Below are 15,424 nucleotides of genomic sequence, written 5' to 3' on the forward strand. Positions count from 1 at the left end.
GAAGGTAGCCTCACGTCATGTCGTTCGTACGCAGCATCAGTGTCGGCCAGCCGCAGGACAAGGAGTGGGCCGGCCTCGGTCGCACCTCGATCGACAAGCGACCCGTGACCGCCCCGGTCGCGGTCCACGAGCTCGGGATCGACGGCGACTCGGTCTCCGACACCCAGCACCACGGTGGGCCCGACCAGGCGGTCTACGCCTACGCCCGCGAGGACCTCGACTTCTGGGAGGCCGAGCTCGGAGTGCCGATCCGCGACGGCCAGTTCGGCGAGAACCTGACCACCGAGGGGATCGACCTCAACGGCCTGGAGATCGGGACCCGGCTGCGGGTGGGGGAGCCCGGGGTGGGTGTGCTGCTGGAGGCGGTCTACGTGCGCACGCCCTGCAACGACTTCAAGGGCTGGATGGGCGAGAGCGGCTACGATCCGCGGGCCTGGGTCAAGAGGTTCACGCGCGAGGCGCGCCCGGGTCCCTACCTGCGGGTGCTGGAGACGGGCATCATCGCCCCCGGCGATCAGCTCGAGGTGGTCCACGCGCCGGGTCACGGCCGCACGATCCGGGACATGTTCGTGGCGCTCAACACCGACCGCAGCCGGCTTCCGGACCTGCTGGTGGTCGAGGGCCTGCTGCCCAAGGTCCGCGACAAAGCCGAGGAATTCGTCCAGAGGACGGCCGGTTCGCTACCCCCGGCGGAGCCGGTGGCCTAGGTTACTGCTCAGTCACACCGGTCTTGGACGAGCAGACGAGCAACGCAGGGAGCGTCATGCCCATCATTCACGACACCAATTTCCTCGAGCACATGCCGGCGAACTGCGCGGTGCAGTTCCTCGACCGGGTCGAGAGGAGTGCCGACCGGGAGGCCTTCCGCTTCCCGCGGGGTGAGGCGTGGGAGTCGGTGACCTGGCGTCAGGCCGGTGACCGGGTACGCCGCCTCGCGGCGGGCCTGCTCGCGCTCGGCCTGGAGTCCGAGCAACGGGTCGGCATCGCGTCGTCCACCCGCTACGAGTGGATCCTGGCCGACCTGGCGGTGATGTGCGCGGGTGGTGCCACCACGACGGTGTACTCGTCGACGGGCGGCGAGGACACGGCGTACATCCTCAGCGACTCGGCGTGCCGGATCGTGTTCGCCGAGGACGAGACCCAGCTGGCCAAGCTGCGCGAGCACCGCGCCGAGCTCCCCGAGCTGACGAAGGTGGTCAGCTTCGAGGCGGCACTCGCGGACGGTGCTGACGAGGACTGGGTGATCTCGCTCGACCAGCTCGCCGAGCTCGGCGACGCGCACCTCGTCACGAACGCCGACGCGGTCGACGTGGTCGCGAAGGCGATCGGACCCGATCAGCTCGCGACCCTGATCTACACCTCCGGAACCACCGGCAAGCCCAAGGGCGTGCGGACGCTGCATCGTGCCTGGGTGTTCGAGGGCGAGGCGATCAAGGCCCAGGACATCCTCCATGAGGACGACCTGCAGTTCCTCTGGCTGCCGATGGCCCACTCCTTCGGCAAGGTGCTGCTCTCCACCCAGCTCGCCTGCGGCTTCGCGACCGCGATCGACGGCCGGGTCGACAAGATCGTCGACAACCTCGGCATCGTGAAGCCGACCTTCATGGGCGCCGCGCCGCGCATCTTCGAGAAGGCGCACGCGCGGATCGTGACCATGCAGGCCGCCGAGGGCGGTGCCAAGGAGAAGATCTTCCTCAAGGCGTTCGAGGTCGGCCGCAAGGTCGACGCGCTGAGGCTCGCCGGGAGGTCCGTGCCGCTGCCGCTCAAGGTGCAGCACGCGCTCTTCGACAAGCTCGTCTTCAGCAAGGTCCGCGAGCGCTTCGGCGGCCGGGTGAAGTTCTTCATCTCCGGCTCGGCCGCGCTCAACGCCGACATCGCCGCCTGGTTCCATGCGGCCGGCGTGCTGATCCTCGAGGGCTACGGCATGACCGAGAACGCCGCCGGCGCGACGGTGAACCACCCCGATGCCTACAAGCTCGGCACCGTCGGCCAGCCGTTCCCCGGCACCGAGGTCCGCATCGGCGAGGGCGGTGAGGTCCAGCTCAAGGGGCCGCACGTCATGGCCGGCTACCACAACCGCCCCGAGGCGACCGGCGAGGCGCTCACCGAGGACGGCTGGCTGCGCACCGGCGACAAGGGCGAGCTCGACGCCGACGGCTTCCTCACGATCACCGGCCGGATCAAGGAGCTCTTCAAGACCTCCGGCGGCAAGTACATCGCCCCACCCGCGATCGAGGCCAAGTTCAAGGCGATCTGCCCCTACGTCAGCCAGTTCATGGTCTTCGGCGCCGAGCGCAACTTCGTCTCCGCGCTGATCACCCTCGACCCCGACGCCATCGCCGGCTGGGCCGCTGAGAACGGCAAGGACGGCAAGGACTACACCGCCCTGGTCAACGACGACGCCGTGCAGGCCATGGTCGGGGAGTACGTCGACCAGCTCAACGCCCAGCTCAACCGCTGGGAGACGATCAAGAAGTGGAAGCTGCTCGACCACGACCTGACCATCGAGTCCGGTGAGCTCACCCCCTCGCTGAAGGTGAAGCGCAACGTCGTCGAGACCAACAACAAGGACCTCATCGCGTCCTTCTACAGCTGACACAGCAGGCTCACAGGCCCGGCCCCGAGACTCAGGGCATGAGCCACCACCACGGAGTCGACGAGACCGAAGAGCACGACCTCGGGCTGTCCCACGACCTGCCGAAGATCATGGCGCGTCGTAGCCTGCTCGGCCTGCTGGGCGGGGTCGGCGCCGCCGCCGCGCTGACCGCGTGCGGTGCCGACGACACGGCCGCGTCCTCCAGCACGACCGGATCGTCCGGTACGACGGGCCAGGGCCAGCCGCCGAACGGCGCGCCCCCGGGCGGCATGGGCGGCATGGGCGGCGACAGCAGCGTCGAGGTGGGGGAGGGCGAGATCCCCGAGGAGACGGCCGGCCCGTACCCGGGCGACGGCAGCAACGGCCCCGACGTGCTGAGCGAGTCCGGCGTCGTCCGCAGCGACCTCACGTCGAGCTTCGGCAGCGCCTCCGGCGTCGCCGAGGGCATCCCGACCACCGTGAAGCTCAAGGTCTACGACCTCGACGGGGACGAGGTGACCCCGCTCGCCGGGGCCGCGATCTACCTGTGGCACTGCGACCGCGAGGGCTACACCGTCTCCCTGAATGTCCCTGTCTGACCTGTCGGCTGGGAGGATGGCCGGGTGCCGTCCGCATTGCCCGAGGGGGATCCCGTCCCGTCCGACGGGTCTCTCCCCGAGCGGGCGCTCGCGGAGCTGGGCGCGCGCCCGTTGGCGTTCTACGTCCACGTCCCGTTCTGCCGGGTGCGCTGCGGATACTGCGACTTCAACACCTACACCGCCGAGGAGCTCGGGCCCGGCGTGTCCCGGTCGTCGTATGCCGCGCAGGCGGTACGCGAGGTGCGCCTGGCCCGGCGGGTGCTGGGCCGGCGCGACCTGCCGGTCGACACGGTCTTCCTCGGCGGCGGCACCCCGACGCTGCTGCCGCCCGAGGACCTGGGCCGGATGCTGCGGGCGATCGACGAGGAGTTCGGACTGGCGCCGGACGCGGAGGTGACCACCGAGGCCAACCCCGACTCGGTCGACCTGGCCTACCTCGAGCGGCTCCGAGAGGCCGGCTACACCCGGGTCTCCTTCGGCGTGCAGTCCGCGGTGCCGCACGTCCTGGCCGTGCTGGACCGCACCCACGACCCGCGCCGGGTGCCGGGCGTGGTCGAGGCGGCACGGGCCGCCGGGTTCGAGCAGGTGAGCGTGGACCTCATCTACGGCACGCCCGGGGAGAGCAACGAGGACTGGGAGGACACCCTGGAGGCGGCGCTCGGCTGCGCCCCCGACCACGTGTCGGCGTACTCCCTCATCGTCGAGGACGGCACCGCCCTGGCCCGCCGGGTGCGCCGGGGCGAGCTGCCGATGCCGGACGACGACGACCTGGCCGACAAGTACGTCCAGGCCGACGAGCGGCTGGCCGGCGCGGGACTGGGCTGGTACGAGGTCTCCAACTGGGCGCGCGACGACGCCGCGCGCTGCCGCCACAACCTGGGCTATTGGGCGGGCGCGGACTGGTGGGGGATCGGGCCGGGCGCGCACTCGCACGTCGGCGGGGTGCGCTGGTGGAACGTCAAGCACCCGGCGGCGTACGCCGGCCGGCTGGCCGAGGGCGTCACGCCGGCCCATGCACGCGAGGTGCTGGACGCGGAGACCCGGCGCGTGGAGCGGGTGCTGCTGGAGGTGCGGCTGCGGTCCGGGCTGCCGGTCGACGTGCTCGAGGAGGCGGGGCGCGCCGCGCTCCCGGGTCTGGTCGCCGACGGACTGGTCGAGGACCGGCCCGACCGGGTGGTGCTCACGCGGCGCGGCCGTCTGCTCGCGGACGGGGTCGTGCGTCGGCTGCTGACGTGAACTCCTACTAACTATAGTGTTACACTCGACTTTATGAAGAAGTCGGGTGACGTCGTCGACTCCGTGATCGGCCCGGTCATCGGGTACGTGCCGGGGGCCTTCGACCTGTTCCACGTCGGGCACCTCAACGCACTGCGCCAGGCACGGCAGTGGTGCGACGTGCTCGTCGCCGGCATCGTCGCCGACGAGGTGTGCCTCGCGACCAAGGGCGTCCTCCCGACCGTGCCCCTCGCCGAGCGACTCGAGATCGTCGAGGCGATCGGCATCGTCGACGCCGTCTACGCCGAGAGCACCGCCGACAAGACCGACTCCTGGCGCGACGTCGGCTTCCACCGGATCTTCAAGGGCGACGACTGGCAGGGCACTGCCAAGGGACGGCGCCTCGAGGAGCAGATGGCCGCCCTCGGCGTCGAGGTCACCTACTTCCCCTACACGCTGCAGACCTCGTCGACCGCGCTGCGCAAGGCGCTCGCCCACCGCGGAGTCTCGACGGCATGAGCGTCGCCGTCTCCGACGACGGCCTGCTGGTGCCGCCCGGGCCTGCGCCCCTGGTGGTCGAGATCGACGGCCACTACGTCTGGTCGCTGACCCCGGCGCGCGACGGCCGGCCCGCGACCGGGGGAGTGCTGGTGCCGTGGCCGGGCGTGCTCCGCCCGCACCTCAGCGGCCGCGGCCGGGTCCGGGTCACCGACGCCGCCGGCGTCGCGGTGCTGTACGACGCCGAGGTCGGTCTCGGCTCCGGCGAGGGCCCGCTCGCCGTGGTCGACGGGTCCGGGCACCGCCTCAGCGTCGACAAGGTCGGCCACCTGGCCCGCTCGTTCGCCGCCACCGACGAGGCGGTCCGCGACGAGATCCTCGCCGGCACCCGCCGTGCGATCGACGACCTGCGCGAGCATGCCGGCGTGGCGGCGTACCTCAACTACGGGGCGCTGCTCGGGGCGGTGCGCGAGGGCCGGATGCTCGGGCACGACTCCGACACCGACCTGTGCTACCTCTCCGAGCACACCTCGCCCGCCGACATCGTCACCGAGTCGTACCGGATCACCCGCGCGATGCGGGCCCGCGGCTGGCGGGTGCTGCGGATGTCGGGCGGCGACGTCAAGCTCTTGCTGCCGCTGTCCGACGGCCGGGTCTGCCACATCGACGTGTTCTCGGCGTTCCACATCGACGGGACCTTCTACCAGTTCGGCAACCGCAGCGGCCGGCTCCCGCGGGAGGCGATCGTGCCGTTCTCGACGATCACCCTGCACGGGCACGAGTTCCCCGCGCCGCGCGACCCTGAGGCGATGCTCGCGTTCCTGTACGGCCCGCACTGGCGCACCCCGGACCCGTCCTTCAGGTACGCCGACCCGCCGGCCGGCGTACGGCGCCTCGACGGGTGGCTGCGCGGCTTCCGCACCGAGATGGGCCGCTGGACCGAGCTCCACAACGGCCCCCGGCGGGCCGCGGTGCCGCGGACGCCGTCCTCCTTCGCGCAGTGGGTGGCGCCCCAGCTGGGCTCGTTGCCGGTGGTCGATCTCGGCACCGGAACCGGCCGCGACGCGCTCTGGTTCGCCGCGTCGGGGCGCCGGGTCACGGCCCTGGACTTCTCGCGGGGCGCACTCGGCGTCGCCCGGCGCCGGGCCCGTCGGACCGGGGTGGCGCTGGAGGTGGACCAGCTGATCCTCGGCGAGCTCCGCTCCACCCTGCTGCTGGGCACCCGCCTGGCCCGCGATCCCCACCACCTCTACGCCCGCCATCTCGTCGGCTGTCTCGACCCCGCCGCCCTCGACCAGCTGTGGCTGCTCGCCCGGATGGCGCTGCGGCCCGGCGGCGGCCGGCTGTTCCTCGAGCTCGCGGTGGGTGAGCCGAGTGCGAGCGACGGCCTGATCCGCCGTACGCCGGTCGAGGTGGTGCGTCGCGGCATCGAGGCCGCCGGCGGCCTCGTCGAGCGCCTCACCACCGGTCCCGGCGAGGACATGTTCGACCTGCCCGACCCGGCCGTGTGCCGGATCCGCGCCGCCTGGCCGGCGCCCGCACTCACCCAGGAGGAGTCATGACCGATCTCGCCCACCGGGCCCGCCTGGCCCGCCGCCGGCTCCGCGAGCACGCCAGCCTGCGCGAGCGGGTCCGGGTGCTCGAGGAGGAGGTGCAGGAGAACCGTCAGCTGAACCGGCGCATCGCCGAGCTCACCGACGTCGTCACCGAGCTGCTGATCCCGTTGGAGGCGCGGGACCGGGAACGGGTCGACGAGGTGCTGGACCGGTTCCGCTCGGGGCTGTGAATGGGGCGGGGTCGGTGCGTCTCGTGACCGACTCACGGTGCCATTTCGGCGCTCGCTTCGCTCGCGCATGTCGCGCCGCCTTTTGGCGCCGTTTCTTCCTCCCCCGCGCGCTCCCTCGTTCCTCGGTCGCGCGCTCCTCCGTCCAGAAACGGCGGGCGGCGCGACGAAACCCCCTCGTGGGACTGATCGCGTCCTGTCACGCAGTTACAAAGTCGATCAGCTCCTCGACCCGCCCGAGCAGCGTCGGATCGAGGTCCTGGAACCCCCGCACCCCACCGAGGATGTGCTTCCACGCCCGGGCGATGTCGGCCTGGTCGCGGTGCGGCCAGCCGAGCTGCTGACAGGTGCCCTTCTTCCAGTCGATGCCCCGGGGCACCTTCGGCCACGCCTCGAATCCGAGTCGTTGCGGCTTGACCGCCTGCCAGATGTCGATGAACGGGTGCCCGACGATCAGCACGTCCTTGCCGACGGGCGACTTCATGATGTTCTGCGCGATCCGGCTCTCCTTGGAGCCGGCGACCAGATGGTCGACCAGCACGCCGACCCGTCGCTGCGGACCGGGCTCGAAGTCGCGCAGGTGGTCGGCGAGGTCGTCGACGCCGCCGAGGTACTCCACGACCACGCCCTCGATCCGCAGGTCGTCGCCCCACACCTTCTCGACCAGCTCGGCGTCGTGGCGGCCCTCGACGAAGATCCGGCTGGCGCGGGCCACGCGCGCCTTCGCGTCGTGGACGGCGATCGAGCCGCTCGCCGTACGTGCGGGCTTGACCGGGCCCGGCTGCGTGATCGGCGGCACCAGGATCACCGGCTTGCCCTCCAGCAGGAAGCCGGTGCCGAGCGGGAAGGTGCGCCGCTTGCCGTGCCGGTCCTCGAGAGTGACGGTGTCGAGGTCGCGGTCGACGGCCACGATCTCGCCGCACCAGTCGGTGGTGACCTCCTCGACCACGAGCCCGGCGTCGGCCGCCGTCTCCACGGCCCGGCCCCGCTTGGGGACCTTCCAGTCGCCGGCCAGCACGTCGGTCCCGTAGCGATCCACGACGGACCAGCCTAGGCCGAACCCCCGCACTTCGCGGCCTGAACACGCGGGGTCTCAGGCCAACGGCAGCTGGCGCCGCACTCGGGGCAGCTGGGCGTAGCCCCGCCCGATGGCGTGGTGCAGCGCCTCGACGGGGAGCGGCCACTCGGCGGAGGCGAGTGCCTCGGCCTCGGGCACGCCGCGGGCGGCGAGGTCGCGGATCGTCTCGGCGACGGCGCGCAGGTCGTCGCACTGGTCCTCGACGAAGCGCCGGTCGACGATGCCGCCATGACCGGGGACGACGACGGTCGAGGGCGTGGTCAGGCCGAGGACGAGGTCGAGGGTCTGCGGCCACTCGAGCGGCCACGAGTCGGCGCCCACGGACGGCGGTGCGGACTCCTCGACCAGGTCGCCGGCGAGCAGTACGTCGGCGTCGGGGACCCGCACGACCAGGTCGCCCGCGGTGTGGCCGCGGCCGGGGTGGACCAGCTCGACCTGGCGGTCGCCGAGGTCGATGACGGCGGCGCTGGAGAAGGTGTGGCCGGCGGGGGGCGCGGCGGGGTCGGTGCGCGCGGCGGCCTCCTCGGTCGCGTGGACCGGGACGCCCTCGTACCGCTCCCGGAAGGTGGCGTTGCCGAGGACGTGGTCGAAGTGGTCGTGGGTGTTGACGACCGCGACGACCGGCCCGGCGCGCAGGTCGCCGATCGCGGCGATGGCGGCCCGGGCCTCGGCGGCGGTGGCCAGGGTGTCGACCACGACCAGGCCGCGCTCGCCTCCGACGGCGACCAGGTTGACGTCGTACGACGGAACGCGGCGGACCCAGACCCGGTCCGCGACCTCGGTGAACGGCACGCCGTCAGGCTACGGGGGTCTCGTGCCGGTTGCTGCGCGACCTCCTCGATCTCCGAGGATCAGCAGAGTCCGGCGTGCAGCTCCGTGCGCAGCAGCTCGCCCAGGTCGTGGGCGGTCGTGGCGGGCCGGGCGAAGCGCAGCACGGTCTGATGGGCGCCGGTGAGGTCCACCCAGCGCAGCTCGACGCCCTCGGCGTCCAGGCCGGTGAGCTGGACGCCGACGACCTCGCCGAGGCGGGTCTGCGTCAGGGAGGCGACGGCGCGGCGCAGCTCGTCTTGGTGGCAGTGGTTGGCGTGCTCGGTGGAGCGTTGGAGGAAGCCCCGGTTGAGGTCGTGCTCGGGGGAGGTGAAGGCGGTGAGCGGGACCCGGACGCGGGTCTCGTCCGGCGCGTCGTCGGGGGCGCTGGCCCGAGCGAGCAGCACGAAGTCCAGCTCGAGGCCGACCCGCATCCGCACCTCGTCACAGCACTCGCACTGCTCCAGTCCGAGCGCCTCGAGGCGCCCGGAGAGGGTGAGCATGGCGTCCCGGTCGGTGGAGCGCGGGCTGCCCAGGCCGCTGCTGACGGTGAGCAGCGCGCCGCGCCGGTCGGTGGCGGCTACCGCGAGGGCGGAGGAGGCGGGGCAGGAGAGCATCGGCCGTCCGCCGTGGTCCTGCATCTCCAGCACGGAGTCCTCGAGCCCGGCGGTCACGTCGTCGAGGCCGTCGACGACCAGCTGCACCTCCTGGGGGCAGGCCAGGATGCTGCGCGCCGCCGCGGCGAGCCGTCGTACGTCGAGACCGGGGTCGACCGTCATGTCCGCTCCTTGCAGATCCGGGACGAGAAGATTAGGTGAGCCTAACCTAGTTGAATCTCGGGATGGAAGGAAGGGTGTGGCCGCCGGTCCGGGCTTTCGGCCGGCTCGGCGCTAGGATTGGCACTCCCGATGATGGAGTGCCAAGTCGCAGGAGGTGGGCATGCAGGAGGAGCGCAGGCTCGCCGTGCTGCGGGCGATCGTCGAGGACTACGTCTCGACCGAGGAGCCGGTCGGCTCCAAGGCGCTCGTGGAGCGTCACCACCTCAACGTCTCGCCGGCCACGATCCGCAACGACATGGCGGCGCTCGAGGAGGAGGGCTACCTCCACCAGCCCCACACCAGCGCGGGTCGGGTGCCGACCGACAAGGGCTACCGGCTCTTCGTCGACCGGCTCTCCACGGTCAAGCCGACCACGCAGGCCGAGCGCCGGGCGATCGCGGGCTTCCTCGAGGGCGCGGTCGACCTCGACGACGTCGTCCACCGCTCGGTCCGGCTGCTTGCCCAGCTGACCCGGCAGGTCGCCGTCGTCCAGTACCCCACCCTGTCGCGCTCCACCGTGCGTCACATCGAGGTGGTCGCGCTGACACCGATGCGCCTGCTGCTGGTGCTCATCCTCAGCTCCGGCCGGGTCGAGCAGCGCCTGGTCGAGCTCGACGACGACCTCGACGACGACGAGCTCGGCATCCTCCGCTCCCGGATCAACCTCGCCGCCACCGGCGAGGTGATCGCCGACGCCGTCGCGGCCCTCGACGCGCTGGTCCGCGACGACACCGGCGCCCCGACCGGCTCGCCGCCCACCGTCGCCGTGGTCGACACCCTGGTCGAGGCGATGAGCGACCACCGCTCCGACGAGCGCGTGGTGGTCGGCGGTACGGCGAACCTGGCCCGCTTCGGCGACAGCTTCGACACCTCGATCCGCCCACTGCTCGAGGCGCTGGAGGAGCAGGTGGTGCTGCTCAAGCTGCTCGGCGAGGCGACCGGCAGCGGCGCGGTGACGGTGCGGATCGGCGCCGAGGGGCCCTACGAGAATCTGGCCTCGACCAGCGTCGTCGCCACCGGCTACGGCCCCGACGACGCGCTTGCCGCGCTCGGGATCGTCGGCCCCACCCGCATGGACTACCCCGGAACGATGGCGGCGGTGCGCGCGGTCGCGCGCTACGTCTCCCGCATCCTCGACGAGAGCTGAGAGAGCGACACACGTGAGCCAGGACCCCTACGAGCTGCTGGGCGTCGCCCGCGACGCGGACGCCGACACGATCAAGAAGGCGTACCGCAAGCTCGCCCGCCAGCTCCACCCGGACGTCAACCCCGACCCGGCGAGCCAGGAGCGGTTCAAGCAGGTCACCGCCGCCTACGAGGTGCTCACCGACCCGCAGAAGCGGGCGGCGTACGACCGCGGCGGCGACCCGTTCGGCGGCGGCTTCGGCGGCCAGGGCGCGGGCTTCTCCTTCACCGACATCATGGACGCCTTCTTCGGCGGCCAGGGCGGTGGCGCCGGCGCCGGCGCCGGGGGCCGGGGTCCGCGGTCGCGGGTTCGCCGCGGCCAGGACGCCCTCATCCGGATCGAGGTCGAGCTCGCCGAGGCCGCCTTCGGCGTGTCCCGCGAGCTGAAGGTCGACACCGCCGTGCGCTGCACCACCTGCGGTGGCGAGGGCGCCGCGCCGGGCAGCCACCCGGTCCCGTGCGAGACCTGTCACGGCCAGGGCGAGGTCGCCCATGTGCAGCGCTCCTTCCTCGGGGAGATCCGCACCCTGCGCCCCTGCGCGGCCTGCCGCGGCTTCGGCACGGTGATCCCCGACCCGTGCCGCGAGTGCGCCGGCGACGGGCGGGTCCGCTCGCGTCGCAGCCTCACCGTGAAGATCCCGGCCGGCGTCGACAACGGCACCCGGGTCCAGCTCAGCGAGCAGGGCGAGGTCGGGCCCGGCGGCGGCCCCGCCGGCGACCTGTACGTCGAGATCCACGTCGCGCAGCACGAGATCTTCGAGCGCCACGGCAACGACCTGCACTGCATGGTGTCGGTGCCGATGACCGCGGCCGCGCTCGGCACGACGATCGAGATGCCCACGCTCGAGGCCGACCTCGACCCCAGCGTGGACATCGAGCGGTACTTCGACCTGCAGGTCCCCACCGGCACCCAGTCCGGCCACCAGGTGGTGCTGCGCGGGCTCGGTGTGCCCGGCCTGCGCGGCGGTCGCGGCGACCTCGCGGTCACCATCGCCGTCGAGACCCCGACCCGGCTCGACCCGCGCCAGGAGGAGCTGCTGCGCGAGCTGGCGGCGATCCGCGGCGAGGAGCAGCCCACCGGCGACGTCCGGCCCGCGCACAAGTCGATGCTCGGCCGGCTGCGCGACGCGTTCACGACCCACTGAGCATGACCCTTCCCCAGCACCTCGTGCCGTCGCTGGACGGGGTGGTCCCCGGCTCCGCGGTGGTGGTCGACGGCGACGAGGCGCACCACGCGGTCGTCGTACGACGGCTCCGGGTGGGAGAGCGGCTGTCCCTCGCCGACGGCCTCGGACGGGTCGCCACCGGTGAGGTGAGCGCCACCGCCAAGCGAGCGTTCACGGTCATGGTGGGTGAGGTCGAGGACCACCCCGAGCCGCGGCCGTCGGTCACCGTCGTCCAGGCGCTGCCGAAGGGCGAGCGCGGCGAGCTGGCCGTCGAGGTGCTCACCGAGATCGGCGCGGCCCGGATCGTCCCCTGGGCCGCCGCCCGCAGCGTCGCCGTGTGGAAGGGCGAGCGCGCCGCCAAGTCCCACGCCAGGTGGCAGGCCGCCGCCCGCGAGGCCGCCAAGCAGGCCCGGCGCGCCTGGCACCCGGAGGTGCTGCCGCTGGCCGGCACCGACCGGGTCGCCGCGCTGGTCGAGGCGGCCGATGTGGCGGTGGTGCTGCACGAGGACGCCACCGAGCCGCTGGGCGCCCTCGCCCTGCCCGCCGACGGCGACCTGGTCGTCGTCGTGGGACCCGAGGGCGGGCTCACCGAGGAGGAGGTCGCGACCTTCGTCGCGCACGGCGGGGTCGCCGTCCGCCTCGGCACCGAGGTGCTGCGCACCTCCACCGCCGGCGTCGCCGCCGTCGCCGCGCTGCTGTCGCGGACCCCACGCTGGGGCTCGTGACTCCTCAGGTCGGGTCCACGGATCCAGGCAGGCTCAGTGTGCGAGCAGCGTCTCCACCCGCGCGACCTCCTCGTCCAGCCCGGCCCGCTCGGCGCCGGTGAGCCTGCGGACCAGCTCGACGACCACGACCCGCCCCTCCTCGGCCCGCCACAGCCCGGCGAACCAGCCGTCGACATGCACCGACATCGCCTGGGCGCCGTTGGCCCCCATCCACCGCCGGCGATGCTCGGGCGCCGTCACCCGGTCGCGGGAGGCGTGGGAGAGCCACAGGTTGTCGTAGGCGCCGAACAGCCGCACCGGCGCCGGGGCGTCCTCGTCGGCGACCGGGGCGCCTGCGACGTCGTACAGCACCTTGCCGTCCTCGTCCTCATGCACGTCCACGTCGTCCATCGCCTTGAGGACCGAGCCCAGCCGGGTGATCCCGGACCAGGCGGTGACGTCGGCGGCGGTGCCGGGGCCGTAGGCGCGCAGGAACCGCCGCACGATCGCCGGCACGTCGGGCGGCGCGAGAGGCAGGCCGGTCCAGCGCTCGGCGAGGTCGTAGGCGACCGCGGTCGAGCCGGCCGGCTTCCAGCAGCCACGCGGCGGGAGCTGGACGAGCACCTCCGCGACCCGGGCGACCTGGCCCAGCTGGGTCGCGGTGTACGCCGGGAAGCGCTCGGCCAGCGCCGCGCCCAGCCGGCGCTGGGGGAGCGGGCCGTCGGCCAGGATCTCGTGGACCGCCGCCGAGAAGGCGGCCCGGTCCACCTCGCGCGCGGAACCGATGCTCTGGCTGGCCCGGATCTCCCGCTCACGCACCGGCGCGGCCCAGACCGGGAGCGTCACCGCGTCGGCCGGCAGGTGCAGGTGGACGGTGTCGCGCAGGCTGAGCACCCGCACCAGCGAGCGGTCCTCGATCGCCGCACTCACCGAGATCGGGTCGAGGTCGGTGAGACGCGCCGCCAAGGACAGGTACGGCGACAGCGGCTCCTGCGCCTGCAGCCCGACCAGGTGCTCGACCATCGCGGCCGGCGTCGACGCGACCCGCTCGAGCAGGTGCTGGCGCAACAGCAGGGTGCGGTTGAGCCGGCGCCGCGAGAGCCTCACCTGATCGTGATCCGCTTCGTGTCCTCGGTCGGGCCGCCGCCCTCGCCGCCCGAGGGGTCGTCGGTACGGGCGACGAAGGTGTAGCTGCCGGGCGGCAGCTCGCTCACGTCGACCTCGCTCGTCCACGGGTAGAGCCTGTCGGCCCAGCCCTCGGCGGTCGCGAAGCCGTCGAGGACGACCTTGCCGGAGGAGTCCTGGACCTCCCACGGCACGGTGCCCTCGAACGAGCTGGCCCGGCCGGTGGCCGTGAAGGTGTCGCCGACGGCGGTGCCCTCGGCCGGCTCGGTGACGTTGACCAGCGCCAGCACGTCGAGCTCGGGTCGGGCCGTCGCCTCGGACGAGACCCCGAGGTAGGAGACCTCCTTGCCGTCGAGGAAGAACCCGACCGGCGCCGCCGTCCGGGTCGGCGTCGTGGCGCCGGGGGCGAGTGGCGCGGTCTGGACGGTCCACACCAGCTGCTGGACGGCGAGCTCCGCGTCCTCGGCGCTCATCCCGGCGGGCCGCTCGGTCCACTTCGCGTCCGTCAGCACGACGCTGAACATGCCGTTCTCGCCGGTCCCGTCGAAGTGGACCTCCGGCTCGAGACTCCCGGAGGGCAGCAGGGTGCGGTAGTCGGGGTCGTCGGGGGCCCGCTGGAGCAGGGTGGCGAGCTCGCCGGGCCCGCGGACGACGTGCGCCTCGGCGTACAGCGCGGGACGCTGCGGGGTGTCGCCGACGTAGTAGGTCAGCATCGTCGTCTCCGGCGGCTGCTCGTCGGTGGCCGACGGGCTGGTCGGGGCGTCGGAGGTCGCCGCCGTCGACGGCGGGTCCTGGGTGGCGGGCTCGTCGTCGCCGCAACCCGCGGGCACGCCCAGGGCGAGGACGGCGCCGGCGGCGGCGAGGGCGCGGGGAAGGCTCACGCCTCGATCCTCCCCCGATGCCACGGACACTCGGCGGAGGACGGCGGCCCGCGTGTCGGCCCGGGCGTTTCGCCTCCCCGCGGTGCCGAGGTGATGCACCATGAGCGGCGTGGGGGATCGTGCCGGGACCGCTTCGACCACCTTCGCCGACGCCCTGGGGAAGGCGATGGCGCGGCGTGGTGTCACGCTGACGCACCTGCGGGACCGGCTCGCCGAGCGCGGGCATCCGGTCTCGCTCACCGCCCTGTCGTACTGGCGCTCCGGGCAGCGCGAGCCCGAGCGGGTCACGTCGCTCGAGGCGATCCCCGAGCTCGAGGCGGTGCTCGACCTGGAGGAGGGCACCCTGAGCCGGCGGCTGACCGGCCGCGCGCGGCGCCGGGTGGGTGCGGTGGAGCCGTTCGACGAGCTCCTCGGCGACCCGGCGGTCGACGCCGTGATCGGCGAGGAGGACGTGTGCCGGGTGTCCTCCCACCTCGTCGTCGACGTGGGGGCGCAGGGCGAGATCGTGCGCGCCCGGGTGCGACAGGTCGTCGTGGCCGACCGCGAGGGCGTCGACGGGGTCACGCTCTTCGTGGGCCCGGACGTCGGGACCCAGGAGAACGTGGTCGTGATGACCGCCGTCGCCGGCTGCACGATCGAGGAGACGCACGACCTGGAGAACGGCATCCGCGGCTCCCGGCTGGTCTTCGAGCGCCCGCTCGCGCTGGGGGAGTCGACCATCACCGAGATCGAGGCCACGACCGAGGGCCTCGATCTCGAGACCGACTACGCGTTGGCCGCCGAGCAGCGGCTCGAGGAGGCCCTGGTCTGGGTGCGCTTCCATCCCGACCGGATCCCGGCGCGGTGCTGGGTGTACTTCTCCGAGGGCGGGCTGCGCCACGCCTGGCCGGCCGACCTCGCCGGCGGCCGCAGCGTCCACTACCGGCAGACGGCCTTCGGTCCGGGCTACCTCGGCGTGCGGTGGGAGTGGTGAGCACATCTAGAGTGGGC

Annotated in this window: 16 protein-coding genes; 11 read left to right on the top strand and 5 right to left on the bottom strand. The window is 73.0% G+C overall.

What is annotated here, in order from left to right; translation table 11 throughout:
* Positions 1 to 17: 17 nt before the first annotated feature.
* From ACUP6Y_RS08515 to ACUP6Y_RS08545, 7 genes are read left to right on the top strand one after another with little or no spacing between them, the layout of a single operon-like run.
* Complete coding sequence (locus ACUP6Y_RS08515) at positions 18 to 707, top strand: MOSC domain-containing protein (protein ID WP_462555376.1); 690 nt, start codon at positions 18 to 20, stop codon at positions 705 to 707.
* A 56-nt stretch (positions 708 to 763) separates the two neighbouring features.
* On the top strand, positions 764 to 2,596 hold the full coding sequence (locus tag ACUP6Y_RS08520; protein ID WP_462555377.1) for an AMP-dependent synthetase/ligase: 1,833 nt from the start codon (positions 764 to 766) through the stop codon (positions 2,594 to 2,596).
* Between the two features lie 38 nt (positions 2,597 to 2,634).
* Positions 2,635 to 3,174: a hypothetical protein gene (locus ACUP6Y_RS08525; protein ID WP_462555379.1), complete on the top strand. Its 540-nt coding sequence runs from the start codon at positions 2,635 to 2,637 to the stop codon at positions 3,172 to 3,174.
* A gap of 24 nt (positions 3,175 to 3,198) precedes the next feature.
* A complete protein-coding gene (hemW, locus tag ACUP6Y_RS08530) occupies positions 3,199 to 4,410 on the top strand; it encodes a radical SAM family heme chaperone HemW (RefSeq protein ID WP_462555381.1) in 1,212 nt (403 codons plus the stop codon).
* Positions 4,411 to 4,443: 33 nt separating this feature from the next.
* Positions 4,444 to 4,908 (top strand): adenylyltransferase/cytidyltransferase family protein, encoded by a 465-nt coding sequence (locus tag ACUP6Y_RS08535; protein ID WP_462555382.1) that lies wholly within the window; start codon positions 4,444 to 4,446, stop codon positions 4,906 to 4,908.
* Positions 4,905 to 6,449 (top strand): class I SAM-dependent methyltransferase, encoded by a 1,545-nt coding sequence (locus ACUP6Y_RS08540; protein ID WP_462555383.1) that lies wholly within the window; start codon positions 4,905 to 4,907, stop codon positions 6,447 to 6,449. The genes ACUP6Y_RS08535 and ACUP6Y_RS08540 overlap by 4 nt, the downstream gene beginning before the upstream one ends.
* On the top strand, positions 6,446 to 6,673 hold the full coding sequence (locus ACUP6Y_RS08545) for a DUF6752 domain-containing protein (RefSeq protein WP_462555384.1): 228 nt from the start codon (positions 6,446 to 6,448) through the stop codon (positions 6,671 to 6,673). Before ACUP6Y_RS08540 ends, ACUP6Y_RS08545 begins: the two co-directional genes overlap by 4 nt.
* 196 nt (positions 6,674 to 6,869) lie before the next feature.
* On the opposite strand, the gene ACUP6Y_RS08550 is transcribed toward ACUP6Y_RS08545, so the two are convergent.
* Genes ACUP6Y_RS08550 through ACUP6Y_RS08560 form a run of 3 tightly spaced genes read right to left on the bottom strand, consistent with a single transcriptional unit; the run spans position 6,870 to position 9,334 of the window.
* Positions 6,870 to 7,709: a DUF3097 domain-containing protein gene (locus ACUP6Y_RS08550; RefSeq protein WP_462555385.1), complete on the bottom strand. Its 840-nt coding sequence runs from the start codon at positions 7,707 to 7,709 to the stop codon at positions 6,870 to 6,872.
* Between the two features lie 54 nt (positions 7,710 to 7,763).
* Positions 7,764 to 8,540, bottom strand: a complete 777-nt coding sequence (locus ACUP6Y_RS08555) for an MBL fold metallo-hydrolase (protein ID WP_462555386.1) — start codon at positions 8,538 to 8,540, stop codon at positions 7,764 to 7,766.
* 59 nt (positions 8,541 to 8,599) lie between these two features.
* Positions 8,600 to 9,334: a DUF2470 domain-containing protein gene (locus ACUP6Y_RS08560; RefSeq protein ID WP_462555387.1), complete on the bottom strand. Its 735-nt coding sequence runs from the start codon at positions 9,332 to 9,334 to the stop codon at positions 8,600 to 8,602.
* 160 nt (positions 9,335 to 9,494) lie between these two features.
* On the opposite strand from ACUP6Y_RS08560, the gene hrcA reads away from it, so the two are divergent.
* Genes hrcA through ACUP6Y_RS08575 form a run of 3 tightly spaced genes read left to right on the top strand, consistent with a single transcriptional unit; the run spans position 9,495 to position 12,449 of the window.
* A complete protein-coding gene (hrcA, locus tag ACUP6Y_RS08565) occupies positions 9,495 to 10,520 on the top strand; it encodes a heat-inducible transcriptional repressor HrcA (protein WP_462555389.1) in 1,026 nt (341 codons plus the stop codon).
* Positions 10,521 to 10,533: 13 nt separating this feature from the next.
* Positions 10,534 to 11,703, top strand: coding sequence for a molecular chaperone DnaJ (dnaJ, locus tag ACUP6Y_RS08570; RefSeq protein ID WP_462555390.1), 1,170 nt, complete (start codon positions 10,534 to 10,536; stop codon positions 11,701 to 11,703).
* 2 nt (positions 11,704 to 11,705) lie between these two features.
* Complete coding sequence (locus ACUP6Y_RS08575) at positions 11,706 to 12,449, top strand: 16S rRNA (uracil(1498)-N(3))-methyltransferase (RefSeq protein ID WP_462555391.1); 744 nt, start codon at positions 11,706 to 11,708, stop codon at positions 12,447 to 12,449.
* A gap of 33 nt (positions 12,450 to 12,482) precedes the next feature.
* On the opposite strand, the gene ACUP6Y_RS08580 is transcribed toward ACUP6Y_RS08575, so the two are convergent.
* Together ACUP6Y_RS08580 and ACUP6Y_RS08585 are read right to left on the bottom strand one after the other, a co-directional pair.
* Entirely contained in the window at positions 12,483 to 13,535 is a 1,053-nt protein-coding gene (locus ACUP6Y_RS08580) for a winged helix DNA-binding domain-containing protein (protein WP_462555392.1), read from the bottom strand.
* Positions 13,532 to 14,434, bottom strand: a complete 903-nt coding sequence (locus ACUP6Y_RS08585) for a Gmad2 immunoglobulin-like domain-containing protein (protein ID WP_462555394.1) — start codon at positions 14,432 to 14,434, stop codon at positions 13,532 to 13,534. The genes ACUP6Y_RS08580 and ACUP6Y_RS08585 overlap by 4 nt, the downstream gene beginning before the upstream one ends.
* Positions 14,435 to 14,543: 109 nt before the next feature.
* Between ACUP6Y_RS08585 and ACUP6Y_RS08590 the strand changes: the two genes are divergently transcribed.
* Positions 14,544 to 15,407, top strand: coding sequence for a hypothetical protein (locus ACUP6Y_RS08590; RefSeq protein WP_462555395.1), 864 nt, complete (start codon positions 14,544 to 14,546; stop codon positions 15,405 to 15,407).
* Positions 15,408 to 15,424 lie beyond the last annotated feature (17 nt).

It is taken from the genome of Nocardioides sp. S5-5, assembly GCF_054954065.1.

What these genes read in the sequence shown, in the direction of transcription:
- ACUP6Y_RS08515 (WP_462555376.1), top strand. Translation starts at nt 18, where the DNA reads ATGTCGTTCGTACGCAGCATCAGTGTCGGCCAGCCGCAGGACAAGGAG.
- ACUP6Y_RS08520 (WP_462555377.1), top strand. Translation starts at nt 764, where the DNA reads ATGCCCATCATTCACGACACCAATTTCCTCGAGCACATGCCGGCGAAC.
- ACUP6Y_RS08525 (WP_462555379.1), top strand. Translation starts at nt 2,635, where the DNA reads ATGAGCCACCACCACGGAGTCGACGAGACCGAAGAGCACGACCTCGGG.
- ACUP6Y_RS08535 (WP_462555382.1), top strand. Translation starts at nt 4,444, where the DNA reads ATGAAGAAGTCGGGTGACGTCGTCGACTCCGTGATCGGCCCGGTCATC.
- ACUP6Y_RS08540 (WP_462555383.1), top strand. Translation starts at nt 4,905, where the DNA reads ATGAGCGTCGCCGTCTCCGACGACGGCCTGCTGGTGCCGCCCGGGCCT.
- ACUP6Y_RS08545 (WP_462555384.1), top strand. Translation starts at nt 6,446, where the DNA reads ATGACCGATCTCGCCCACCGGGCCCGCCTGGCCCGCCGCCGGCTCCGC.
- ACUP6Y_RS08560 (WP_462555387.1), bottom strand. Translation starts at nt 9,334, where the DNA reads ATGACGGTCGACCCCGGTCTCGACGTACGACGGCTCGCCGCGGCGGCG.
- hrcA (WP_462555389.1), top strand. Translation starts at nt 9,495, where the DNA reads ATGCAGGAGGAGCGCAGGCTCGCCGTGCTGCGGGCGATCGTCGAGGAC.
- ACUP6Y_RS08575 (WP_462555391.1), top strand. Translation starts at nt 11,706, where the DNA reads ATGACCCTTCCCCAGCACCTCGTGCCGTCGCTGGACGGGGTGGTCCCC.